The organism is Celeribacter naphthalenivorans (assembly GCF_020524585.1).
Lineage (GTDB): Bacteria > Pseudomonadota > Alphaproteobacteria > Rhodobacterales > Rhodobacteraceae > Celeribacter > Celeribacter naphthalenivorans.
Window position 1 is genome coordinate 585363 of record NZ_JAIVLK010000001.1, and the last position, 22889, is coordinate 608251.

General features: G+C 60.6%; 21 protein-coding genes. 13 read left to right on the plus strand and 8 right to left on the minus strand.

Going from position 1 to position 22889, the window contains the following annotated elements:
- Positions 1–31: 31 nt before the first annotated feature.
- Positions 32–388 carry a phage holin family protein gene (locus LC094_RS02875; protein WP_226550079.1) on the minus strand — a complete coding sequence of 119 codons (357 nt, stop codon included), beginning with the start codon at positions 386–388 and terminating at the stop codon, positions 32–34.
- A gap of 13 nt (positions 389–401) precedes the next feature.
- The gene (locus tag LC094_RS02880; RefSeq protein WP_226550080.1) at positions 402–731 is read right to left on the minus strand and encodes a DUF883 family protein; all 330 of its coding nucleotides are present in this window, start codon (positions 729–731) and stop codon (positions 402–404) included.
- Positions 732–888: 157 nt separating this feature from the next.
- On the opposite strand from LC094_RS02880, the gene LC094_RS02885 reads away from it, so the two are divergent.
- Positions 889–1062, plus strand: coding sequence for a DUF1328 domain-containing protein (locus LC094_RS02885; RefSeq protein WP_226550082.1), 174 nt, complete (start codon positions 889–891; stop codon positions 1060–1062).
- A gap of 54 nt (positions 1063–1116) precedes the next feature.
- A complete protein-coding gene (locus tag LC094_RS02890; protein ID WP_226550084.1) occupies positions 1117–1614 on the plus strand; it encodes a Dps family protein in 498 nt (165 codons plus the stop codon).
- A gap of 73 nt (positions 1615–1687) precedes the next feature.
- Here LC094_RS02890 and LC094_RS02895 read toward each other — a convergent pair whose 3' ends face one another.
- Complete coding sequence (locus tag LC094_RS02895) at positions 1688–2500, minus strand: response regulator (protein ID WP_226550087.1); 813 nt, start codon at positions 2498–2500, stop codon at positions 1688–1690.
- A gap of 131 nt (positions 2501–2631) precedes the next feature.
- On the opposite strand from LC094_RS02895, the gene LC094_RS02900 reads away from it, so the two are divergent.
- From LC094_RS02900 to LC094_RS21645, 3 genes are read left to right on the plus strand one after another with little or no spacing between them, the layout of a single operon-like run.
- Complete coding sequence (locus LC094_RS02900; RefSeq protein WP_226550090.1) at positions 2632–2784, plus strand: NepR family anti-sigma factor; 153 nt, start codon at positions 2632–2634, stop codon at positions 2782–2784.
- A complete protein-coding gene (locus LC094_RS02905; RefSeq protein ID WP_226550092.1) occupies positions 2774–3370 on the plus strand; it encodes an RNA polymerase sigma factor in 597 nt (198 codons plus the stop codon). The genes LC094_RS02900 and LC094_RS02905 overlap by 11 nt, the downstream gene beginning before the upstream one ends.
- A complete protein-coding gene (locus LC094_RS21645) occupies positions 3367–5118 on the plus strand; it encodes a sensor histidine kinase (RefSeq protein WP_226550093.1) in 1752 nt (583 codons plus the stop codon). The genes LC094_RS02905 and LC094_RS21645 overlap by 4 nt, the downstream gene beginning before the upstream one ends.
- A 33-nt stretch (positions 5119–5151) precedes the next feature.
- Here the strand turns inward: LC094_RS21645 and LC094_RS02915 are convergent, their stop codons facing one another.
- Positions 5152–6195, minus strand: coding sequence for an AI-2E family transporter (locus LC094_RS02915; protein WP_226550095.1), 1044 nt, complete (start codon positions 6193–6195; stop codon positions 5152–5154).
- Positions 6196–6360: 165 nt separating this feature from the next.
- On the opposite strand from LC094_RS02915, the gene LC094_RS02920 reads away from it, so the two are divergent.
- Complete coding sequence (locus LC094_RS02920) at positions 6361–7140, plus strand: FadR/GntR family transcriptional regulator (RefSeq protein ID WP_226550097.1); 780 nt, start codon at positions 6361–6363, stop codon at positions 7138–7140.
- A gap of 2 nt (positions 7141–7142) precedes the next feature.
- Here LC094_RS02920 and LC094_RS02925 read toward each other — a convergent pair whose 3' ends face one another.
- Positions 7143–7814: a DUF1028 domain-containing protein gene (locus tag LC094_RS02925; RefSeq protein ID WP_226550099.1), complete on the minus strand. Its 672-nt coding sequence runs from the start codon at positions 7812–7814 to the stop codon at positions 7143–7145.
- A gap of 115 nt (positions 7815–7929) precedes the next feature.
- On the opposite strand from LC094_RS02925, the gene LC094_RS02930 reads away from it, so the two are divergent.
- The 4 genes from LC094_RS02930 (at position 7930) to LC094_RS02945 (ending at position 13403) form a co-directional block, all read left to right on the plus strand.
- On the plus strand, positions 7930–9543 hold the full coding sequence (locus LC094_RS02930; protein ID WP_226550101.1) for an ABC transporter substrate-binding protein: 1614 nt from the start codon (positions 7930–7932) through the stop codon (positions 9541–9543).
- 82 nt (positions 9544–9625) lie between these two features.
- The gene (locus LC094_RS02935; RefSeq protein WP_226550103.1) at positions 9626–10573 is read left to right on the plus strand and encodes an ABC transporter permease; all 948 of its coding nucleotides are present in this window, start codon (positions 9626–9628) and stop codon (positions 10571–10573) included.
- On the plus strand, positions 10570–12447 hold the full coding sequence (locus LC094_RS02940; protein ID WP_226550105.1) for a dipeptide/oligopeptide/nickel ABC transporter permease/ATP-binding protein: 1878 nt from the start codon (positions 10570–10572) through the stop codon (positions 12445–12447). The genes LC094_RS02935 and LC094_RS02940 overlap by 4 nt, the downstream gene beginning before the upstream one ends.
- Positions 12444–13403, plus strand: coding sequence for an ABC transporter ATP-binding protein (locus LC094_RS02945; protein WP_226550108.1), 960 nt, complete (start codon positions 12444–12446; stop codon positions 13401–13403). Before LC094_RS02940 ends, LC094_RS02945 begins: the two co-directional genes overlap by 4 nt.
- Positions 13404–13425: 22 nt before the next feature.
- Here the strand turns inward: LC094_RS02945 and metH are convergent, their stop codons facing one another.
- The 3 genes from metH to LC094_RS02960 form a co-directional block, all read right to left on the minus strand.
- Positions 13426–16158, minus strand: coding sequence for a methionine synthase (gene metH, locus LC094_RS02950; RefSeq protein WP_226550111.1), 2733 nt, complete (start codon positions 16156–16158; stop codon positions 13426–13428).
- Complete coding sequence (locus tag LC094_RS02955) at positions 16155–17186, minus strand: homocysteine S-methyltransferase family protein (protein ID WP_226550114.1); 1032 nt, start codon at positions 17184–17186, stop codon at positions 16155–16157. The genes metH and LC094_RS02955 overlap by 4 nt, the downstream gene beginning before the upstream one ends.
- A 138-nt stretch (positions 17187–17324) precedes the next feature.
- Positions 17325–18410 (minus strand): CobW family GTP-binding protein, encoded by a 1086-nt coding sequence (locus tag LC094_RS02960; protein ID WP_226550116.1) that lies wholly within the window; start codon positions 18408–18410, stop codon positions 17325–17327.
- A 316-nt stretch (positions 18411–18726) separates the two neighbouring features.
- On the opposite strand from LC094_RS02960, the gene LC094_RS02965 reads away from it, so the two are divergent.
- The 3 genes from LC094_RS02965 to LC094_RS02975 all read left to right on the plus strand — a co-directional run bounded on the left by LC094_RS02965 (position 18727) and on the right by LC094_RS02975 (position 22775).
- On the plus strand, positions 18727–20025 hold the full coding sequence (locus tag LC094_RS02965; protein ID WP_226550119.1) for an O-antigen ligase family protein: 1299 nt from the start codon (positions 18727–18729) through the stop codon (positions 20023–20025).
- A 269-nt stretch (positions 20026–20294) separates the two neighbouring features.
- On the plus strand, positions 20295–22511 hold the full coding sequence (locus tag LC094_RS02970; protein ID WP_226550122.1) for a GumC family protein: 2217 nt from the start codon (positions 20295–20297) through the stop codon (positions 22509–22511).
- 54 nt (positions 22512–22565) lie between these two features.
- Positions 22566–22775, plus strand: a complete 210-nt coding sequence (locus LC094_RS02975) for a hypothetical protein (RefSeq protein ID WP_226550125.1) — start codon at positions 22566–22568, stop codon at positions 22773–22775.
- The last annotated feature ends 114 nt before the right edge of the window (positions 22776–22889 follow it).

The following is a 22889-nucleotide window of genomic DNA, read 5'->3' on the forward strand; positions in this document are numbered from 1 at the left end:
TACGGAAGCTTGAGGATTGGGGTGTAAGGACTTACTTTCGCAAGGCTTTACCGGCTTGAAGTCCTTCGGAAAAGGCGATGGCGATGCGGGCGAAGAGATCGTCTTCGGGGGTGCAGGCCGCGCGTCTGTAGGCCTCTTCGGCGCGTTGATTTTCGAGCGTGGAGGCGCGTGTGCCTTGCGTGTTCAGCGCGATGATCACCAGTCCTGCGCCGACATAGACCAGACCGATCACCAGCGCCGCAAACTGCGCATCACGCAGGGTGCTGAGCATGATCCAGGCGGCGACGGTCAAAAAGCCGATGCCCACCGCCATGAGGATGCCCCCCGCAGAAACCCAGGCCGCACGACGTGCGCCCCGGGTCAACTGATGTTGCAATGCCGTCAGCATGAACAAACGCTCCTTACGAGCGGCGGCTGGCCAGAAGGCCGACCAGAAACCCCACACCTGCGGCGATGCCAACGGAGGCGGCGGGGTTGGCGCGGACGGTTTTCTCCGCACCGGCATAGGCGTCACGCGCCTGCTTGCGGGCATATTCGGCGGTCTCGGCGCCTTTCTGTTTCGCAGATTCAAAGCTCTCTTCGGCGGCGGAGCCGAGCTGGGCTTTCTGCGCGCGACCGTAATCGCCCATCACTTTGGTGAGCTCGGCCACATCCGCTTTCAGCGTTTCGATTTGAGCCGAGAGATCAGCAGACGTTTGTTCGACGGCGCCATTGGTTTGAGCACGTGCCATGATCTTTCTCCTTTCGAATTTCAGTTGCCCCATCAACGCCTGAGCGCCGCGCAAAGTTCCGAAAAATATCTTTGGAACTTCGGGCCGGGGCGGGCCGTTATCCTCTCAGACCGCGCTTGATGAGCGCATGTATGAAATCGCTAATAAGGAGGCTCCCATGCTTGGTTGGGCACTTACTTTTCTTATCGTTGCGATTGTCGCCGGGGTTTTCGGTTTCGGTGGCATCGCGAGCGCTTCCGCCGGGATCGCGCAAATCCTGTTCTTCATCTTCATCGTCCTGTTTTTGCTGGCGATGGTCGCTCGTGCTGTTCGGGGTAAGCCGCCGGTTTAACACCGGCGCAGCCCCCAACATCACGCGAAAAATTTTATGAGAAAGGAGTACATTATGAAGGATGGTCTCGACACCACTCCCGAAGCCACCGACGTCAACACCGGGGTGAAATCCCCGAAAGCTGTCGCGGACGGGCTCTCGCAGGTTCTGACCGACACCTATACGCTTCTTCTAAAGACGCATATCTATCATTGGAACGTCGAAGGCCCGCTGTTCTACAGCGTCCACAATCTGACCGAAGAACAATATGGCGCGCTGTTCGAGGCGACCGACGAGTTGGCCGAACGCATTCGTGCGCTGGGGCAACTGGCGCCCATGTCCATCGGCGACATTCTGGCGGGCACCAAGGTGCAGGACACGCCGAAATCGCCGAGTGCCACAGAGATGGTGGCCGATCTGGCGCAGGACCACGAACAGCTGGCCTCCCAGATGCACAAGCTGATCAAATTGGCGGAAGAGCACGATGACGATGTCACCGCCGATATGGCGACCGCGCGTGCGGCCTTTCATGAAAAGGCGGCTTGGATGCTTCGGGCGATTGCAAAGTCCTAATCTCTTGAAGATCTTAACAAAAAGCGCCCCGCCGATCTCTCGGCGGGGCGCTTTATTTGGTTTGATCTCAAGCTCAGGACACGAGCGTTTCCGTGCTGGCAAAGAACATCGCCTGCGACACGGCAGAGCGCACCTGATCTTCGCTGTAGGGTTTGGTGATCACGAAGGCCGGTTCCGGGCGGTCGCCGGTCAAAAGGCGCTCGGGGAAGGCAGTGATGAAGATCACCGGCACATCGCCCGAGGCGCGCAGAATGTCGTTCACAGCGTCGATGCCAGACGAGCCATCGGCCAGTTGGATGTCCGAGAGGATCAGATCCGGCTGGGTCTCTTTCGCCAGTTTCACCGCTTCGCTGGCGATGCTGGCAACACCGGTGATCTGGTGCCCCATGTCGGCCACGATGCCTTGAAGATCGAGCGCGATGATCGCCTCGTCTTCGATCACCATGACACGGCCATTGATGCTTTCGGTCATTTCATTTTGCGCAACGTTCAGAAGGTGCTCGACCTCATCGACATCGGTGCCCATGATTTCGGCCACCTCGTCGAGGGTGAATTCCTCGATGGTGTGAAGCAGCAAAGCCTCGCGGGTGTTCGGCGTCAGGCGACGCAAATGCGCCTGGGCACGCTTTGCGAGACCCGTCTCATCCTCGCCCGTCGGCGCGCCGGCACTGGCCCAGATCAGGTGGAAAGCATGGAACAAAGCCACTTTCGGGCTTTCTATCTCATCAAAGACGGAGCGGTCGCTCAAAAGCGCCTCAAGAGTCGTCGCCGCATATTTGTCCCCGGTCTGTTGATCCCCGGTCAACGCCCGCGCGTAACGACGCAGGTAGGGCAGAAGGCTGGCCACAATGAGGGACAGTTTCTTCTCTGTCGGAGCTGTCGACATATATTTTCGTCCTTTTTTTCGATTTCTCGGGAACCAAACGCGGCCGGAATGCGTTTGGTTCCCGAAAACGGTATAAAATTTTCAGAAAGCCCACGGAAAATCCGGGAGATGGGCCTGAGATGGGAAAGATAATGGCGCAACAGAAACCAAAACATAATCTCGATGAGCAGATCGAGATGAATTTGAAAAAAGTCTATCAGAAAACCCTCGACGAAGAGGTGCCTGACCGCTTCCTGGAACTGCTTGAGCAGCTTAAGGAACAGGATGCGCGCAATGACCAGTAACGCAAGCCTGGCGCAAGACGCCCCGCCGCTCGATCCGCGCGAAGAGATCGTCACGCATTTGCCTGCGATGCGGGCCTTTGCTCTCAGTCTGACGCGCAACCCGTCGCAGGCCGACGATCTGGTGCAGGACGCGGTGATCAAGGCGTGGAAAAATCTCGCCTCTTTTCAGGTTGGCACGAACATGCGGGCCTGGCTGTTTACGATCCTGCGCAACACGTTTTATTCCGACCGTCGCAAAAGCAAACGCGAGGTGCAGGACACGGATGGCGCCTTTGCTGCCACTTTGGCGAACAAGCCGGACCATGACGGTCGCCTCGCCATGGCGGATTTCGAAGCGGCCTTTGTGCAGCTCAAATCCGAACAGCGCGAGGCCCTGATGCTCGTGGGTGCCATGGGGTTTTCCTATGAAGAGGCCGCCGAGACCTGTGAAGTGGCGGTGGGCACGATCAAGAGCCGGGTCAACCGTGCGCGTCAGGCGCTGAGCGAGTTGATGAACCTCGAAGAGGGTGAGCCGCTGGAGCTGACCGATCAACAGACATTGGCGGTGATGAGCACCAATATGCCGGGACGGGGGGATGCTGCGTGATCTGGCGCATTGTGCGTGCCCGCGTGGACGGGCTTGGCGTGCGTATTGCGGTTCTTCTGTCGATTGCGCTGTTTCCCATCGGCCTGATCGCTGTCTCCCTCACCCATCAATTCGCCAAAGCCGCGGATGAGCGCGCGCAGAGCAATCTGCTCGCGCTCACCGCGCAGGCGGCGGCGGGCGAAGAGGCTCTGATCCGCACGGGCTTTGGCACGGCGGAGGCGCTGGCCGCCGTCATGCCCTTTGTTGTCGCGGATGAAGCCGCCTGTGACGGGGTGTTTTCGGGGTTCATTGAGAGCAATCCGTCATTTATCTTTGCAGGCTATATCAGTGCTGATGGGATTTTGGTCTGTGGGTCTGCGGAAACCGGGCAAGATTTCAAAAATCGCAGTGTTTACAAAAGTATGATCGAGGTGCCTGAGCTCAGAAGCGATCTCGTTCTGGACGGTCAGGTCAGTCACCGGCAAGTGATCGTGCTCTCCGCGCCGGTCTTTAAGAATGGCCTGTTCGATGGCTATATCAGCGTCTCCCTGCCGCATGAGGACACCCGCATCAATCTCGAAAACGCGCCGGTCGACCGGCCTGTCGAACTGATCACCTTTAACGCAGAAGGCGAGGTTCTAAGTGCGTCTGGCGGGCTGGAAAACGTCGATGCGCGCTTGCCTGAGGGGCGTCCTCTGGCCCATCTCACCGGACAGTATCGCAGCTCTTTTTCGGGCGTGACCAATGATGGCGAGGAGCGTGTCTTTGCCGTGGTGCCGATCCTCAATGAAAAGGTCTACGCCATCGGGAGCTGGCCGCGCGAGCGCCTTTCGGTGGCGCCGGGCTTTGCGATTGCGACGCCGATGATCTTTCCCATCGCGATGTGGATCACCAGCCTCGGCGTGGCTTATTTCGCGGTGCACCGCCTTGCGATCAAACACATACGTCACCTGAGCCGGGACATGCGCACCTTTGCGTCGACCCGACGCCACAATCCGCGCCGTAAGGACTTCGGACTGCCGCGCGAGCTGCGCGACATCGAAGGGGCGTGGCTTGATCTGGCGGAAACCGTGATCCGCGATGAGGCCGAACTTGAGGACACGATCCATGACAAATCGGTGCTCCTGAAAGAGGTGCATCATCGCGTCAAAAACAACCTGCAACTCATTGCTTCTATTGTGAATATGAAGGTCCGAAAGGCGAAGACGCCGGAGGCGCGCTTTGCGCTCAAAGAGGTGCAGGGCCGTGTGATGAGCATCGCCACCGTGCATCGCAGCCTCTATGAAACGACCACAGAGGGCCGCGTGCGTGCCGATCAACTGTTGCGCAGCACGGTCGGCAAGCTGGTCGATGCGGGCGTCGGCAATGAGATCAAACTGGAGAACACCCAGAGCTACGAGCCGATCACGCTTTACCCGGATCAGGCCGTGCCCTTGTCGCTGTTGGCCACGGAGGCCACGACCAATGCCCTGAAATATGTGGGGCGGCCGAACGAAGGGTTGCCCTGTGTGGAGGTTAGCCTCACCCGGTTGGAACCTGAGATCGCCCGACTTTCCATTTCCAACAGCAAAGGCGCGCCGCTTTTGCCGCCGGAACAGATCAGTGGCACGGGGCTTGGCACCAGCCTGATTCAGGCTTTCGCACAGCAGCTCGGTGGTCAGCTCAAAGTCGAGGACGAAGAGGGCCGTTACAGTGTTGTGATCGACTTCCCGATTGCCTCTTTCGATGAGGCCTCCGACGGCGGGTTCACGGAGGTGGAAGGCGACTGAAGGGTCGCCTTTCCCCATTCTTTTCCAAATGTTTTAATCCATGAGAGGGGCCGACTGGCAGTGCTTAGACGGACCCAATCCGTCAAACACTGCCAGCCCCCAGACCAGAAGCGGAATGGCGATAAAGCCCCCCACAGGTCCCCAAAGCCAAAGCCAGAAACACAGCGACAGGAACACCAGAAGCGGATTGACCTGCATGTGGCGGCCCACGAGGGTCGGCGTGATGAACTGGCCCTCCAACATGTTGAGCGTGATAAATGTCGCGGCAGGCGCCAGAGACATTGCGCCGTCAAAAGCGATGGTCCCGGCGACAACCAAAGACACGGCTACGGTCGCAGGGCCGATGTAGAGCAGAAAATTCATCACGGCGGCAATCGTTCCCCAAATCACCGGACCGGGCAGGCCAAGCGCCCAAAAAGCGCCGGCGACGATGGCGCCGAAACAGGTGTTGATCAGGGTGATCGTCAGGAAATAACGCGACACCCGCGCATCCGCGTCGCGCAAACAGGCGGCGGAGGGGCCTTCGGGATGCAGTTTGGTGAGCCACTCATACATCTCGTCGCGCGACAAAAGGATAAAGAACATGGCGGCCGCGAAAAGCAGGATCTGCGCGATCAGCGAGGGCGCGGCGAACAGAGCGTCGCCCAGCGACGGCAGATCGACAGTATCGCCTTCATCGCCGCCGCCATCGGGTGAGATTGTGTCCTGAACCTCTTTCGTCACATCGCTGATGCCACGAAACATGTCTTGCACCTGACTGATGGTCGCGCTCAATTCGTTTTTGATTTCAGGGATTTGAAGATAGGCGCGCTCGACCACGGGTTCGGCGATGAACACCAGAATGGCCAGAAGGCTCAGCACCGTGCCGAGGCTCAAAAGCGCACCGATCGCAGGCGGAAGGCCAAAGCGTTTCCAGAAGTTCGACAGCGGAGACAGCACCACCGCACAGACAAAGGCCAAGACAAAGGGCGCGAGCAGCGCATGAGCCAGATTAAGTGCCATCACCCCGGCAATCAGCGCCAGGACCACCAAGGCCCAAGTCGCTGTCTCCGGGCGTCCCCGTTCGGTTTGCATCATGCTGTTCTCCTTATTCATGAGGGAACGCTCAAGTCTCTGTTCCGGTTCCGGTCGCGGGGAATTTGAACCGCCTCAAAAGACAGTTTTTTTGCTTTATCATCGTGTCGTCGGATCTATCATGATAAATATCGGGACGCCCCAATTCGCCAGATCGAGACCTCGCAGATGACCACTCCCTCCGTGCCGCAAAATGGCACAGAAAACAGACCTCAGCCCCGTCGCTCGCGCCCTGTCAGGGTGGCCGAGGAGATCAAGGATTGGGTGGTGAAACGCGGTTTGCAGCCCGGCGATCGTCTGCCGGGCGAGGCGGAGTTGATCGCGCGTTTTGGCATGTCCAAGGGCACGATCCGCGAGGCCATGCGGCTGTTGCAGGCGCAGGGGCTCATCGAGACCAAAACGGGGCCGGGCGGTGGCAGTTTCGTGGGCGAAGTGTCCCGCGACCGGGCCAGCGCGCTCTTGGCGAATTACTTCTATTTCCGCGATGTGACGGTGGCCGACATCTATCAGGTCCGCATCGCTTTGGAGCCGGAGCTCGTCGCCAGTCTTGCCGGGCGTTTGAGCCCTGAGCAACTGGCCGAGCTCGAAGAGATCATGCAAGACTACGCTGGTCCCGCCGCCGATGCCGAGGAAGAGCGCCGCCAACATGTCGCGTCTTTGCGATTTCACGCTCGCCTGTCGGACTTCGGCCAGAACGCGCTTTTGGGCTTTTTCATCGGCTTTATGGCCCAGATTTTGACCGATCTGACGGTCTATAAAAAGCTCTACGCGACGCCGAACGAAGACCTCTGGCGGCAAGGGCGTGATCACCAGCTTGGTCTCATTCGCGCGCTGAGAGACGGCGACTCGGAGGCCGCGCGGCAGATCATGAAAAGCCACATGGAGATGGCGAAAACCCGGATGGAGGCGCAGGAGGCCGAGGTGATGAAAGGCTTTATCGCCGAGTAGGGTTAGTCCGGGAAAGGAATGCCGCGCTCGCGGTCGTTCAGGGTCGGCACATAGGTCGTCCAGCGGGCATAAGCGCCGCTTGTGGCGCGCGTATAAAGTGCTGCGAGCGCTTCAAGCGGGGTGTCCGAATAATCGATGCGCAGGCTCATGGGCGGATGATCCCGGCTGACCACCAAAAGGGCGGCGGAGAGCAATCCGCGACTGTCGCCGCCTGCGCGGGACGCGGCCGTGAGCGCCGCCATGAGACGCTGGGCGAGGGGGGCTTCGGTGGTTTCGAAACCGGTGAGACAGGCGTCCAGCACCGCCTCCGAGGACAAGAGATTTCCCGCGACGATCACATGGCGCCCCTGACGCGCGCCTGCGGTGGCGATGCTTTGGGCGCCGGTGAAAGAGGCCGTGCCCCCCATGGGATCGAGCGCGGACAATTGACGCTCATTGCGGCCCGTATCGGCCTGCGTCACAGCCTGCACAGCCTCTGTCGCCGTCTTGCCATTGCGCATCAGCGTGAGGACATCGGTGCCCCAGAACGTGCTGGGCAGGGAGCCTTGCGAGGCCGAAAGCCCCGATTCGGCATCGCCCCGCAGCACCCAGCCGCCGACACAGAGGCTGCCCGTGGTCGCGGCTCCGCCATAAGCGCCCGTTTTTTCGTCAAAAGCCAGGATCGAGATTGTCATTCGGGTCTCCATGAAAAGGGAGGCTTGAATTTATCATGAAAATTTGGCCTCATCAATTTATCATGATAAATTATCCATTGCGCAAAACCGGGCGCATAACAAGAGAGGAAACCCCATGTCACTCTTTCACGTTCCCCGCCGCCTGAACCGTCATGTCACCCGCCGCGCCGTTTTGGGGGCGGGCACCGCGCTGGCCCTGACGCTCAGCCTGACCATGGGGATCGCCGGTGACGCGCAGGCGCAAACCCCGCCCGGAGTGCTCATCGTCGGCCAGATCGCCGAGCCCAAGGCGCTCGACCCGGCCGCTGTCACCGCCGTCAATGATTTCCGCATTCTGATGAACGTCTACGACGGTCTCGTGCGCTATAAAGACGGCACGTTGGAGGTCGAACCGGCGCTGGCGACCGCTTGGGAGATCAGCGAGGACGGCACAGAGTACACCTTCAACTTGCGCGAGGGCGTGACATTTCACGACGGCACGCCGTTTAATGCCGAGGCTGTGAAGTTCAATTTTGAGCGCATGCTCAATGAGGATCACCCCTATCACAACACCGGGCCGTTCCCCTTGGCCTTCTTCTTTTCCTCCGTAGACAGCGTTGAGGTGGTGGACGATCTGACGGTGAAATTCACCCTGAACGCGCCCTACGCGCCGTTCCTGTCCAATCTGGCCTATCCCACCGGCCTCATCGTCTCGCCCGCCGCTGTCGAACAATACGGTGCCGAGTTTGGCCGCAATCCGTCCGGCACCGGGCCGTTCAAATTCGCCGAATGGCGGTCGAACGAGGCGGTGGTGATCGAGGCCAACCCCGACTATTGGGATGGCGCGCCGGAGCTTCAGGCCGTGGTGTTCCGCCCGATCACCGACGCCAACACCCGCACCGCGGAGATGCTGGCGGGCGGCATCGATTTGATGGTCGAAGTGCCGCCCGTGGCGCTCTCAGAGTTCCAAAGTGACGCCTATCAGGTCTATGAACAGGCCGGCCCGCATGTCTGGTTCCTGATCCTGAACACCAAGGAAGGCCCCTTTGCCGACGTCCGCGTGCGTCAGGCCGCCAACTATGCGGTGAACAAGGAGGCTTTGGTCAATGAGGTGCTCGAAGGCACGGCAGATGTCGCCGCTGGCCCGACGCCGCCCGCTTTTGCATGGGCCTATAACGATGAGCTGTCGCCCTATCCCTATGATCCTGAGAAGGCCAAGTCCTTGCTGGCCGAGGCGGGCGCTGAGGGGGCCGAGCTGACGTTTTATGTGACCGAAGGCGGTTCGGGGATGCTCGATCCCATCGCCATGGGCACCGCCATTCAGGCCGATCTCGAGGCCGTGGGGTTCGATGTGAAAATCGAGACCTACGAGTGGAACACCTTCCTGGGCGAGGTGAACCCCGGTCTTGAGGGCAAGGCGGATATGGCCGAAATGGCCTGGATGACCAACGATCCGGATACGCTGCCGTTCCTCGCTTTGCGCACGGAGGCCTGGCCCGAGGCGGGCGGGTTCAACTCCGGCTATTACTCCAACCCGAAGGTCGACGAGTTGCTGGAAGCCGCGCGGGTTGCCACGGATCAGGGCGAACGTGCCGCGCTCTACAAAGAGATGCAGGCGATCGTGCAAGAGGACGCGCCTTGGGTCTTTGTCGCCAACTGGAAGCAGAATGCGGTCACCAGCGACAAGGTCGAAGGCTTTGCCTTGCAACCGTCCTTCTTCCTGCTGCTTGATGACGTCGTGAAGAACTGACGCGCTATGACACCCGCGGGCAGCCCACGCCCGCAGGGTTTTATGATCATTCACACAGCAAGCCGCCCAACCGGAGCCGCGTATGACAGGCTATATTCTGAAACGACTTCTCTCGGCGATCCCGGTGCTCTTCGGCATCACGGTCATCGTCTTTTTGATCATGGCGCTCATCCCCGGCGACCCGGCCACCGCCATTTTGGGAAGCTACGCCACACCCGAGAATGTCGAAAAACTGAACCGCGATCTGGGCCTCGATAAGCCTTTGGTGCAGCAGTATTTCATCTGGCTAAGCAATATGGTGCAGGGCGACTTTGGCACCTCTTTCGCACTCAACCGCCCGGTGATCGACGAGGTTTTGGAGCGTTTCAACGGCACTCTGGTGCTGGCGGGCACGGCCTTTGTCCTTTGTTCCGTGTTTGGTGTCGTGGCGGGCGTCATTTCGGCGGCCAATCAATACGGGCTGGCGGATAAGGCGATCACATTCGTCGTACTTTTGGGCATTTCGATCCCGTCGTTTTTCCTCGGCATGATGATGATCCTGTTTTTCGCCGTGAACCTGCGCTGGTTTCCGGTTTCCGGCATGTGGCCCATTTACGGCGACCGGACTTTGCCCGTGCTTCTGACCCATCTCGCCATGCCCGCCTTTGCCTTGGCCGTTGTCGCCACCGGTGTCGTCGCGCGGCTCTCGCGTTCGGCCATGCTCGAAGTGCTGCGCCAAGATTTCATCCGCACCGCGCGGGCCAAGGGCGTGCATGAGCGCGGCGTGATCTGGCGCCATGCTTTGAAAGCCGCGATGGTTTCGATCATCCCGGTCTTGGGCATTCAGGCTGGTTTCGTGCTCTCCGGCGCGGTCTATATCGAGATCGTGTTCCAATGGCCGGGCGTCGGGCGGATGCTGGTCGATGCGATCCTCAAGCGTGACATTTTGCTGGTGCAGGGCGGGGTGGTCTTTGTCGCCGCCTGCTATGTGCTGTTCAACATCATGGTGGATGTGGCGCAGAGCCTGCTCGACCCGAGGATCAAGACATGAAGAGTTTCCTCACCCTTCTGGTCCGCAACCGTCTGGCTTTGGCGGGGGGCATTGTCTTGCTGCTCGTCGTCCTGCTGGCGATCCTGACACCAGTTTTGCCGCTCGCGGACCCGGATGTGACGAACACGTCGAACCGGTTCCAACCGATCTTTTCCGAGGGTGCGCTTTTGGGCACCGATCATCTCGGCCGCGATCTCTTGTCCCGGCTGATGTGGGGCACGCGGCTGTCGCTCGCGGTGGGCGTTGCCGCCGCCATTGTCGCCGCCACGATTGGCGCCGGGATCGGCATCGTCGCGGGCTACTATGGCGGGCGGATCGACAATATCATCATGCGCGGCGTCGATATGTTGATGGCCTTTCCCTATATCCTCTTGGCGCTGGCCATCGTGGCCGCCCTCGGGCCGGGATTGTTCAATGCGCTGATCGCGGTATCCGCCGTCAACGTGCCCTTTTTTGCCCGCAACATTCGCGGCATCACGGTGGGCCTCGCACATAAGGAATTCGTGGACGCCGCCCGTCTTGCGGGCCTGTCCAATACCCGGATCATCCTGTCGGAAATTCTGCCCAATGTGATCCCGGTGATCGTCATCGCCATGTCCACCACCATCGGCTGGATGATCCTCGAAACCGCGGGCCTGTCGTTCCTCGGCCTCGGAAGCCAACCGCCGCAGGCCGATCTTGGCTCCATGCTGGGGGAGGCACGATCCGCGCTTATCACCAATCCGCACACCTCCATCGTGCCGGGTGTGATGATCCTGATCATCGTCATGTCGATCAACCTCTTGGGCGATGGGGTGCGCGATGCTTTGGACCCGCGTCTGAAATCCGGTGCCCTGTCGCGTCCGATGGCCGCCACGCGTGTGGAGCGCGCAGAGCAACCGCCCGCGTCCGAGGGCCAAGGCCTGTTGGAGGTCAAAGCTCTCGAGACACAGTTCCACATCAAGGACCGTATCTATCGTGCCGTGGGCGGCGTGGATCTGTCGGTCGAGAAAGGCGAATGCCTCGGTATCATCGGCGAAAGCGGCTCCGGAAAATCCGTGACAGCGCTCTCCATCATGGGTCTCGTCGCCTCTCCGCCCGGCGTGATCACCGGGGGCGCGGCCTATTATGAGGGCGTTGACCTGATCGGCGCGCCCTACAAGCGCCTGCGCGACATGCGGGGGCGCAATGTGTCCTATATTTTCCAAGACCCTCTGGCGACGCTGCACCCTCTGTACCGTGTCGGTGATCAGCTGATCGAAGCGATCCGTGCGCATCGGCCCATCGGGCGCGAAGAGGGCCGCGCCAAGGCGATCGAATTGCTCAACGCCGTGCGCATCCCCAATGCCGAGAAACGCATCTCCGATTACCCGCATGAAATGTCGGGCGGGATGCGCCAACGTGTTGGCATCGCCATGGCTTTGGCCAATGACCCGGACATCATCATCGCCGACGAGCCGACCACCGCGCTCGACGTCACGGTGCAGGCGCAGGTGCTGACCATTCTTGATGATCTCAGGCGCTCGCGCGGCCTCGCCATTGTGTTCATCACGCATGATTTTGGCGTCGTGGCGCAGCTCTGCGATCGGGTCGCGGTGATGTATGCGGGCCGCGTGGTCGAGACGGGGCGCACAAGCGACATTCTGGACGCGCCGCGTCATCCCTATACCGCGCGGCTCATGGCCTGTGTGCCGGAGCTTGGCGGCGGCAAACGGCGGCTGGAGGCCATTCCCGGCCTGCCGCCCGTGGTCGACAAGCTGCCCGTGGGGTGCGCCTTTGCCGACCGTTGCGACCGGGCGCAGGACGCCTGTCGCAATGGGGACATTGCACTGGCGCAGACCGGTCATCACGCCGTTCGCTGCCTCTATCCCGTGGCACAGGAGGAGATCGCATGACCAACGCGCTCAAACTCACAGACCTGTCGAAAACCTTCCCGGTCGGGCGGTCGCTTTTTGGCAAACCCACCGGCTCGGTCAAAGCCGTGCATCCGCTGAGCCTCACGGTGGAGCAGGGCGAAACGCTGGGCATCGTCGGGGAATCCGGTTGCGGAAAATCCACGCTGGCCCGCATGCTCGTGGGGCTTTTGCCGCCCACGACGGGCCAGATCGAGATTGAAGGTGCCGCACTCGATACCGCCGATCCGGCGGCCTTCGGCAAGCGCATTCAATATGTGTTTCAGGACCCGATTTCGTCGCTGAACCCGCGCAAGACCATTCGCCAGATTATGGAGGCGCCGCTCAAGCGCCTGCACCACATGCCGGCGGAGGCGCGGCGCCAACGGATTTCCGAGATTTTCGAAAGCGTCAATCTGCGCGAAGAGTTCCTCGACCGTTACCCGCATGAATTCTCCGGCGGGCAGGCGCAGCGCATCGGCATCGCCCGCGCTTTGGCGGCAAACGCCCGCATTCTGATCCTCGATGAGCCGGTCTCCGCGCTGGATGTCTCGGTGCAGGCGCAGGTGCTGAACCTCTTGGCCGATCTTCGCCGGAGCTTTGATCTGACGTACCTGTTCATCAGCCACGATCTGGCCGTGGTCGAAGCGGTCAGCGACCGGATCGCGGTGCTGTATTTCGGCTCTGTCGTGGAGGTTGGCCCCGCCGAAGAGGTCTTCGCCGCGCCCAAACATCCCTACACCAAATTGCTCGCCGACAGCGCGCCGGTGGTGGGGCGGGCTTTGACGCCGCCTGAGGCAGAGGGCACGGAATTGCCAGACCCGCTGAACCCGCCGCCGGGCTGTGCCTTTGCCGCACGTTGCCCGCGCGCCAGCGAGACATGCCGCAGAGAGGCACCTCGGCTCACCCCGGTCGGGGCAAGCTCAGAAGTGGCGTGTTTTCATCCGCTCTCAGTGTGACGTCGCCCTCTCAGGTCCTCTCTCAGGCAACTTCACCTTTCGGCGCGGCGACGCCCGCAGGCGTGTAGTTGAGGATCGGGGCGAGCCAGCGTTCGGCCTCCTCGATCTCCATGCCTTTGCGCGCGGCGTAATCGGCGACCTGATCGCGTTCGACCTTGGCGACGCCGAAATAGTAAGACTCCGGGTGGCCCAGATAGAGACCCGACACCGACGAGCCGGGCCACATCGCCATGCTTTCGGTCAGCTCGACCCCGGTGGCCGCTTCGGCGTCCAAGAGCTTGAACAGCGTGACTTTTTCCGTGTGATCCGGCTGCGCAGGGTAGCCCGGCGCCGGGCGGATGCCACGATATGGCTCGCCGATCAGCTCTTCGGGGCTGAAGGTCTCATCCGCCCCGTAGCCCCAATAGTCACGCCGCACACGTTCGTGCAGCATCTCGGCCATGGCTTCGGCGTAGCGGTCGGCCAGCGCTTTGACGAGGATCGACGAATAGTTGTCGTGTTCGCGGTCGAAGCGGTTGGCGATCTCCACCTCTTCGGGGCCCGCCGTGACGACAAAGCCGCCGACGTAATCTGCGGGGCCACCCTCGGGCGCCACGAAATCCGACAGGGCGACGTTCGGTTTACCCGCACGTTTGGCGTGTTGCTGGCGCAGGGTGTGGAGCATGGCAAGCTCTTCGCGGCGGTCCTCGCCGGTGTAGAGCCGGATGTCGTCGCCCGTGGCATTGGCGGGCCAGAATCCCACAACAGCGCGCGGCCCGAACCATTTTTCCTCGATGATGCGTTTGAGCATGGCTTGCGCATCGGCGAACAACGCCCGCGCCGCTTCGCCCTGTTTCGGGTCGTCGAGGATTTTCGGATAGACGCCCTTAAGCTCCCATGTGCGGAAGAACGGCGTCCAGTCGATGTACTCGGCAATCTCCGCGAGATCCCAATCCTCGATCACCTTCGCGCCAAAGAATTTCGGCGCTTCGACCTTATAGTCGCTCCAGTCGATGGCAAAGGCATTGCCGCGCGCGGTGGCCAGAGGCACGCGCTGTTTTTCGCGCTCGGACCGTTCGTGGCGTTCGGCGACCTTGGCATATTCTTCCCGAATATCCGTGACATAGGAGGATTTGTTCGCAGCCGACAAGAGGTTGCCCACGACACCCACCGCACGGCTGGCGTCCAGCACATAGACCGCCGGGCCCGAGTAGCGCGGGGCGATTTTCACCGCCGTGTGGACCTTTGACGTGGTGGCGCCACCGATCAGCAGCGGAATGTGGAAATCCTCGCGCTCCATCTCGGCGGCGAGATGCACCATCTCGTCGAGGCTCGGCGTGATGAGACCCGACAGGCCGATCACATCGACATTCTCTTCGCGTGCCACTTGCAGGATTTTCTGCGGCGGCACCATGACGCCGAGATCGACAATTTCATAGTTGTTGCAGGCCAGAACGACGCCCACGATGTTCTTGCCGATGTCATGCACATCGCCTTTCACCGTCGCCATCAGGACCTTGCCCGCCGACTGACGGCCATCGCCCCCGGTGAGGCGTTTTTCCTCTTCCATATAAGGCAGGAGCACCGCAACGGCCTGTTTCATCACGCGGGCGGATTTCACCACCTGCGGCAGGAACATTTTGCCGGAGCCAAAGAGATCGCCGACGACATTCATGCCGTCCATCAGCGGGCCTTCGATCACATGGAGCGGACGTTCGGCGGCCTGACGGGCCTCTTCGGTGTCGGCCTCGATGAATTCGGTGATGCCATTGACCAGCGCATGTTCGAGACGCTTCTCGACCGGCCAGTCGCGCCAGGCCAGATCGCGGACTTTCTCTTCGCGCTTGTCGCCGCGGAAGCGGTCGGCGATGTCCAAAAGCCGCTCGGTCGCCGTGCCGCCGGCTTTCGGCATACGGTTCAGCACCACGTCTTCGCAGGCTTCGCGCAACTCCGGGTCGATCTGGTCGTAGACCGCCAGCTGACCGGCGTTGACGATGCCCATGTCCATCCCCGCCTTGATGGCGTGATAGAGGAAGACCGCATGCATCGCCTCGCGCACCGGCTCGTTGCCGCGGAAGCTGAAGGACAGGTTCGAAACGCCGCCGGAGATGTGACAATAGGGCAGGTTTTCCCGGATCCAACGCGTGGCTTCAATGAAATCGACGCCGTAATTGTCGTGCTCTTCAATGCCGGTGGCGACGGCAAAGACGTTCGGGTCGAAAATGATGTCCTCGGGCGGGAAACCCATTTCGTCCACCAGAATACGGTAGGCGCGGGCGCAAATCTCGGTCTTGCGCTCAAACGTGTCGGCTTGGCCCTGTTCGTCAAAAGCCATGACCACGACCGCCGCGCCATAGGCGAGACATAGCCCCGCGTGATGGCGGAACAACTCTTCGCCCTCTTTCAGAGAGATCGAGTTGACGACGGATTTGCCCTGAACGCATTGCAGACCGGCCTCGATCACCTCCCATTTTGAGCTGTCGATCATGATCGGCACGCGGGCGATGTCGGGCTCAGAGGCGATAAGGTTCAGAAACTCGATCATCGCCTGTTTTGAATCGATCAGACCCTCATCCATGTTGATGTCGATGATCTGGGCGCCGTTCTCGACCTGATCGCGGGCCACATCGAGGGCGGTGGCGAAATCGCGGTTGACGATCAGCTTTTTGAACTTTGCAGAGCCCGTCACATTGGTGCGCTCGCCGACGTTCACAAACGGAATATCGGGTGTCAAAACAAAGGGTTCGAGACCGGAAAGACGCAGATAATGGCTCATGCGGAAATCTCCCGAGGGGCAAAAGAGGCGACGGCATCGGCGATGGCGGCAATGTGTTCGGGCGTGGTGCCACAGCAGCCGCCGACCACATTGACGAGGCCCTCGCGGGCGAACTCGCCGACCTGTGCGGCGGTTTGTTCAGGCGTTTCGTCATATTGGCCGAAGGCATTGGGAAGGCCTGCGTTCGGATAGGCGCAGATCAAGGACGAGCTGACACTGGCCAATTCGGCGATATGAGGCCGCATGGCCGCAGCACCCAAGGCGCAGTTGAGGCCGACGGAGAAGGGGCGCGCGTGCATCACGGAATGCCAGAATGCGGTGGGGGTCTGACCCGAAAGCGTGCGTCCCGAAGCATCGGTGATCGTGCCGGAAATCATGACCGGAAGGCGCACGCCCGCCTCGGCGAAGGCCTCGAAACTGGCGAAAATGGCGGCTTTTGCATTGAGCGTGTCAAAGATCGTCTCGATCAGGATCAGGTCAGAGCCGCCGTCAATGAGGCCCTTGATCTGTTCGCCGTAAGCCACACGCAGGTCGTTGAAACTCACCGCGCGGTAGCCCGGATCGTTCACATCGGGGCTGATCGAGGCGGTGCGGTTCGTTGGTCCCACGGCGCCCGCGACATAGCGTTTGCGACCGTCCTCGGCCTCGGCGCGCTCAGCGGCGCGGCGCGCAACCTGGGCGCCTGCGACGTTGAGATCATAGACCGCATGCTCAAGGCCATAGTCGGCCTGCGCGATGGTGGTCGAGGAGAAGGTGTTGGTCTCCATGATGTCCGCGCCCGCCTTGGCGAAACGGTAATGAATTTCCTCGATCACAGAGGGCTGGGTCAGGGACAACAGATCGTTGTTGCCCTGCTGCGGGTGATTGGATTTCAGATCATAGGACCCGTCGCCTTGAAAATCGTCCTCTGTGAGGCCAAAGGTTTGCACCTGCGTGCCCATGGCGCCGTCGAGAATGATGATCCGCTCTGCGGCGAGTTTGCGCAGGGCGGTGAGGCTGGGGGCATCTGGGAGAGAGAAATTGATCATGGCGCTCCTCGGGAACTGGGTGCGTTTGGCGTGCGTATGCCCGCAAGCGCCGGATGCGCAAAAGGGGCGTTGGGGGGATATAGTCTCAGTTGAACATGAGCGGTAGCGAATAATTCTTAAGATAATGATGAGCGAAATTCATCTGGACGGCATGAGAGGAAGGCCCGCGTGGCCGATCCGCGCGAACTGCGCCTGAAGCGAAGGCGCGTCGAGATGCGTGCCGATCAGCACCAGCCGGGCGCTGGCCTGACCATTGGGCCAGGCGTCCAGACGGTGCAGCGGGTAAAGCCGGTGGCCGACGGCATGGACCAGCGCCGGGGTGGTGGGATCGTCGCTCAATGCCACGAGACCCTTGATGCGTAAGAGACCGTTTTCGGGTTTGCGGCACAGGGCACCCAGAAAGGCCAGAAGGGCGGCTTCGGGCAGCGGCGCCTCTGCCGTGAGGGTCAGCGCCGTGACATCGCCGTGCCGGTTCAAATCGTGAAACGCTCCGCAGGCGTGATCGTGATCGGTGGCGAGCCATTGGGCGACATCCTCGCCCTTGCCAAAGGCGGAATAGCTTCCGGCCTTGAGCAACATTCCGGGGTCAAAAGTCGTGTCAGCCGCCCGATGCACCTGTGCGGTGGCGTTCAGGGTGCGGAGCCGCTCTGTCACCGCCGCCAGCCTCTCCGGCGTGACCTCATCGACATGGGTCAGCACGAGATGATCGGCAAAGGCGATCTGGCGCAGGCTTTCGGGATGCTGGGCAAGCGCGGCCTCAAGCCCCGCGACATCGACCACGGTGGTGACCGACGAGAGCCGAAACATGCGGGCGACCATGTGGTCGCGCAAGCCCATGGCCGGAAGCCCGCCGGGGATGAGGCTGTTGAGGATCGGCGCGGGGTCCGCGAGCCCTGTGGTCTCGACAATGACGCGCGAAAAGGCGGGCAGGCTGCCGTTTTGCCGCCCGACCATGAGCCGTTCGAGAGAGGACCGCAGGTCGCTCCCGGCGGTGCAACAGATACAGCCCGAGGTGGTCACCATCACCCGCTCGGAGCCTTCGCCGACCAAATCCTTCGCGATCAGGTCCTGATCGATCGGCACGAGACCGAATTCATTGATGATCAGCGCGGTGTCCTGAAAGCGCGGGTCCTGCAAGAGCCGGTTCAAAAGCGTGGTTTTGCCCGCGCCGAGAAAGCCGGTCAGGAGGTGGACGGGAAGCTGATCAGAGGAGGGACGTGCCATGCGCCTACTGTCTCACGACGGTGGCTTAGGGGCAAGCGGCGGCGGATCCCCAAAAGGATCACCGGGCGGGCCAACACGTGAGTCTCAAACCCGCGCAAGCCGGACCAAACAGGCCCAAGACGTTCGCGTTGCGCTGGAAAAGCAAGCATCAGCCCCCTCAAGGCGCGCAAAATAAGGCGGTTTGGCGCGTTTTTAGGCACAAAAGCCTCAAGAAAAGAGTGGGTCGGGCGGGAAACCTGCATGTAATGTCATAGAAGCATGCTTTTGTGATCGGGTGTCAGGCCCGCGTTCGGCGTGTAAGAAGAGTGATCTGAGTATGATGACGCCAGAGGGGACAATCTATCCCACCGCCCCCCGTCCGCCTCTGCGGGCAGGTCGGGGGCAGGCGCGCTCTGATCAAGGCCGGGATAAAAGCTGGTTCGGGCTCAGTGCCAAGCTGCGCGATCATCTTTTGCTGACGCTCTGGCTGGTGGTGACCTTCAAACAATTCCCGATGGACGAGCTGATCCTCTATCCGTTGTCTCTCTATTTCGGCTACGCCTTTGTACGCGACATCGACGAGCTTTTCCCGATTGTCGCGAAATCCTGGGTGCTGTTCCTGTTTCCGATCTGGTGCACGATGTCGGTGCTTTGGGGCGTCAACCCGAGCACCATCATCAAATCCGCCGCGCAGGGCTTTCTGACCGTGATGATTTGCTACTGCGTGGCGCTCAGGCTCGAGCGGCGTGATGTGCTTGTCTCGCTGGTCTTTGCGGCGGGGATCTTCGCCATCGCCTCGCTCATTTTGCCCGCGACCGGCGGCAAGGCCTCGCGCGGGGTCTTTGCCTCAAAGAACTCCATGGGGCTCAATATGGTGATCCTCTGGACGGCGGCGCTCTGTGTGATGCTTGACTATGGTCAACGCCGGGCCTTTCGCCTCATCGCGGGGGGGCTGGCCGCCTGTGCGCTGGCGCTGGTGTTCATTTCCAACTCCGCCACCGCCGTGCTTTTGGCCTTTGCGCTGATGTTGGTGATCCTTCTGTCCAAAATCCTCGAAGGCCGGGGGCTGTTTCATCCCGCTATTCTGGTGATCCTGACCTTGGGACTGAGCGTCTTGTTGATCGGCGCTTCTTTGGTGTTCTCCGCCGCCAATGTCGATGTGATCGGCCTTGTCCTTGATGAATTCGGCAAGGACGCGACGCTGACCGGGCGCACCGTGCTTTGGGGCTATGCCTTTGAGCAGATCAAGGAGCATCCGCTTTTGGGTGTCGGCCATGGCGGGTTCTGGAACCCGCGCGACTGGACCCATGTGTCGCGCAAGATTTTCATCGACTTCCACAAGGACTTCAACGCCTCCTTCACCTTTCACAACGCCTATCTCCAGACCGCCGTGCACCAAGGCCTGATCGGGCTGGGCATTGCGATCACGGCGTTTTCCTTTTCGATCTGGCAGGTCTTCGCCGCGATGATCCGCAAATGCGAGATGCCGCAGGCGTTTTTCGTCGCCATCGCCCTGATGATCCTGGCGCGCAACATGACGGAGCCGGGGCTGATGACCCCCTTCGCGCTGATGACGATGGTGCTCTACATGGGGGCGCTGATCGGGGTGCGGGAGCGGGTTTATGGCCCATCCTGACCGGGGTTTCGAGTGTGTTAAGATGGTAAACAAATCCCTGTTACAGTCAGGTTTGTATGGTGCGCAGAGGAAAATCGCCGCTCAAAAAATGAGCGTCACGGGATTTACCGGCCTTTGGGCGGGAAATGCCTTGATTGCGCAACGACGGTTGAGAAAGCTGAAGGTGAGGCCGGGGCGCATGTGGCGTGTCCGGCCTGGGGGTTGAGACATTGCGATGAGGCCAGCATCTGTGCGCTGGCCAGTGCAAGGGGCTTAGAGAGGGTGTGAGTATGAATCAGTATAGCGGTGTGCCGGCATTGTCGAAAAAAGACTATGAGCCACAAGACCACGCGTCGTCTCCACCGGAGGTCGAAGCCCCGAGAATGCGCCTGAGCGATCTCATTCAACTGATCAAGGACGGGCGCAAGACCATTGCGATTTTTGCGGGCACGGCCATCGTTCTGACCGGCCTGCTGCTGTTGAATGCGACGCCGCGCTACGAGGCCGTCTCACAGATGCTCTTGGGCGAACAGGGGTTGAGCGCGCAGAACAGTTTCGATCTGGTCGAGGAACAGAACCTCACCAGCTCGGTGATCGAGGGCGAGCTGGCCGTGCTGCGCTCGAACGTCTTGCTGCACCGGGTCGCGGAGCGGCTCGAGCTTGAGACCGTGCCGGAATTCAACCCCGCCGCTTTGGATGGCGACGGCCCGTCTTTCATCGGCGGGCTCAAATCCTGGCTGAAATCTCTGGTTCCCGATTTCGACGCGGATCGCGGGGCTGAGATCGCAGAGGTTGAGAGCCAGATCTCCGTGGCGGCTTCGGCGAGTGCCACGCAGTTGGGCGAATATCGTGACATCGTCGGCAAGCTGCGCCGGTCTTTCTCGGTCCGTCAACAGGGCACATCCTATGTGGTGCAGGTGACGGCGGAATCCGAGGACCCTGATCTGGCCGCCGCTTTGTCCAACACTTTGATGGACGAATATGTGAAATTCCTGACCGACAAACGCTTTGATGCGGCGCAGGAATTCACCCATTGGCTGGAGGTTCGGGTGAACGATCTGGCCGTGACGCTCGAAGAGTCCGAGCGCGCTGTGGTTGACTATCGCGCCCGGATGGAGGCCGATGCCGACAACCGCTCGCGTCTTGACCAACAGATGACCGAATTGACCACGCGTCTCGTGCAACAGCGCGCCGAACTGGCCCAGATCAACGCGCTGCGCGACAAGATGAACGAGATGCTGGAAAACGACGGCCCGCTGGCGGCGCAGCTTTTGTCCTCTTCTGAGGAGATGGTCGAATATCGCAGCCAGATGTCGAGCCTGCGCCAGCGCGAGGCCAATGCGGTCGGTCGCTTTGGCGAGGACTCCGCACAGGTCGCCTCGATCCGTCGCACCATTGAACAGCTCGAAGACGCCATCGAAACCGAGGTGCGGCGCGAGTTGGACCGGCTGGAAAACCAGCGCGAGGTTCTGACCGTGGTGGTCGGTTCGATGGACAATTCGCTCTCGGAGCTGTCGCGGCTTATGCTCAATCAGTCGGGCGAAGAAATCCAACTGAGCCAGCTGCGCCGCGTCGCCGATGCCAACCGTCAGGTGTATCAACAATTCCTCGGCCGCTTCAAAGAGCTGAGCGAATTGCAGAGCCTGCAAAGCCCGGATGCCGAGGTGATCTCCTACGCCAACCCGCCAAGTTCGCCGGTCTATCCGCGCCGCAAACTGTCGTTGATCCTCGCGGCCATCGGCGGTGTGTTTCTGGGCGTCGCCTATCTTTTGATCCGCAACATGTTGCCGCAGAAACTGGGCTCGGAACAGCAATTGGCGCAGGGCACGGGCGTCGGCGTTTACGGCACGGTGAGTGGTATCAGCGACGATTTGTTGCTCTATGATCTGTGCAGCAAGCTGAACAGCAAACCCGACAGCGATCTGGCGAAACAGGCGATGCGTCTGGCCAATAACGTCGATATGCGGGCAGGGGGCGCGGCGCGCACGATCCTCGTGAACACGGACAGCGACCGCATCGACCGGCTCCATACGGTGGTGATGCTGGCCTGGGCGCAGGCGCGCAAGGGCCGCAATTGCGTCTTCCTCGATGCCGACATCCGGGGCGCACAGCTGTCATCCAAACTGGAATATCTCAAACCGAAAGCGACCCTCGCGGACGTGCTCTACGGCAATGGCGCGGTCGAGGATGCGCTGACCCGGATGCCGCGGGTGGGGGCGTTTTTCATGCCGACCGAAACCATGACCGGCGCCAATCCCGCCGTTGTCTTCGACACGGAGAAATACCACGAGGTGATGCAGGCGCTTCTGGCCGAGGCCGACACGGTGATCATAGCGCCCCCCCCCGCCACGAGCTTTACCGAAGCCTACACCGCGACGGATGCGGTGGACGCGAACCTCTTTGTCGTCCGCGCGGGAACTTTGACGGCGGCAGACCTGAGCGAGCCGCTGGCCATCGCGCAATCCGCCAAGGCGCAGAACTTCGGGTTGATCATGACCTCGGCGTGAGGGAGAATATCTGACCTTTTTAGACCTATGAAATGATAGCCCGAGGAGATGATAATGACTGCGCAAAATCTTGGAGCAAACTATGTTCTGACGGCGCTCTTGCCGCGTTTGGAAAAACTCATGCCGGGTTTGTGCGATGAGCTTTTGGCGGGCATCAGGGCAGACAAAGAGGCTATCAACATGAGCGGAAAACTGACCGCTGACGTTGAAGAAATCTTTTGCTCCGCAGAGAAAATCCTTGCGCATTCAGGGCATGAGACGTGAGTGCCGAATTACAGCAAACCTAAAGTGTTTTTCGTTTAATCTGAATTAGATTGAGCGAAAAACGTTGCCACACTGAATTGATATTGCTGCGTTTCTCAAAAATTGAGTGCCTCA

Excerpts from the sequence above, each read along its gene's own strand:
- LC094_RS02875 (WP_226550079.1), bottom strand. The coding sequence starts at position 388 with ATGCTGACGGCATTGCAACATCAGTTGACCCGGGGCGCACGTCGTGCG.
- LC094_RS02880 (WP_226550080.1), bottom strand. The coding sequence starts at position 731 with ATGGCACGTGCTCAAACCAATGGCGCCGTCGAACAAACGTCTGCTGAT.
- LC094_RS02885 (WP_226550082.1), top strand. The coding sequence starts at position 889 with ATGCTTGGTTGGGCACTTACTTTTCTTATCGTTGCGATTGTCGCCGGG.
- LC094_RS02890 (WP_226550084.1), top strand. The coding sequence starts at position 1,117 with ATGAAGGATGGTCTCGACACCACTCCCGAAGCCACCGACGTCAACACC.
- LC094_RS02895 (WP_226550087.1), bottom strand. The coding sequence starts at position 2,500 with ATGTCGACAGCTCCGACAGAGAAGAAACTGTCCCTCATTGTGGCCAGC.
- LC094_RS02900 (WP_226550090.1), top strand. The coding sequence starts at position 2,632 with ATGGCGCAACAGAAACCAAAACATAATCTCGATGAGCAGATCGAGATG.
- LC094_RS02905 (WP_226550092.1), top strand. The coding sequence starts at position 2,774 with ATGACCAGTAACGCAAGCCTGGCGCAAGACGCCCCGCCGCTCGATCCG.
- LC094_RS02915 (WP_226550095.1), bottom strand. The coding sequence starts at position 6,195 with ATGATGCAAACCGAACGGGGACGCCCGGAGACAGCGACTTGGGCCTTG.
- LC094_RS02920 (WP_226550097.1), top strand. The coding sequence starts at position 6,361 with ATGACCACTCCCTCCGTGCCGCAAAATGGCACAGAAAACAGACCTCAG.
- LC094_RS02925 (WP_226550099.1), bottom strand. The coding sequence starts at position 7,814 with ATGACAATCTCGATCCTGGCTTTTGACGAAAAAACGGGCGCTTATGGC.
- LC094_RS02930 (WP_226550101.1), top strand. The coding sequence starts at position 7,930 with ATGTCACTCTTTCACGTTCCCCGCCGCCTGAACCGTCATGTCACCCGC.
- LC094_RS02935 (WP_226550103.1), top strand. The coding sequence starts at position 9,626 with ATGACAGGCTATATTCTGAAACGACTTCTCTCGGCGATCCCGGTGCTC.
- LC094_RS02940 (WP_226550105.1), top strand. The coding sequence starts at position 10,570 with ATGAAGAGTTTCCTCACCCTTCTGGTCCGCAACCGTCTGGCTTTGGCG.
- LC094_RS02945 (WP_226550108.1), top strand. The coding sequence starts at position 12,444 with ATGACCAACGCGCTCAAACTCACAGACCTGTCGAAAACCTTCCCGGTC.
- metH (WP_226550111.1), bottom strand. The coding sequence starts at position 16,158 with ATGAGCCATTATCTGCGTCTTTCCGGTCTCGAACCCTTTGTTTTGACA.
- LC094_RS02955 (WP_226550114.1), bottom strand. The coding sequence starts at position 17,186 with ATGATCAATTTCTCTCTCCCAGATGCCCCCAGCCTCACCGCCCTGCGC.
- LC094_RS02960 (WP_226550116.1), bottom strand. The coding sequence starts at position 18,410 with ATGGCACGTCCCTCCTCTGATCAGCTTCCCGTCCACCTCCTGACCGGC.
- LC094_RS02965 (WP_226550119.1), top strand. The coding sequence starts at position 18,727 with ATGATGACGCCAGAGGGGACAATCTATCCCACCGCCCCCCGTCCGCCT.
- LC094_RS02970 (WP_226550122.1), top strand. The coding sequence starts at position 20,295 with ATGAATCAGTATAGCGGTGTGCCGGCATTGTCGAAAAAAGACTATGAG.
- LC094_RS02975 (WP_226550125.1), top strand. The coding sequence starts at position 22,566 with ATGACTGCGCAAAATCTTGGAGCAAACTATGTTCTGACGGCGCTCTTG.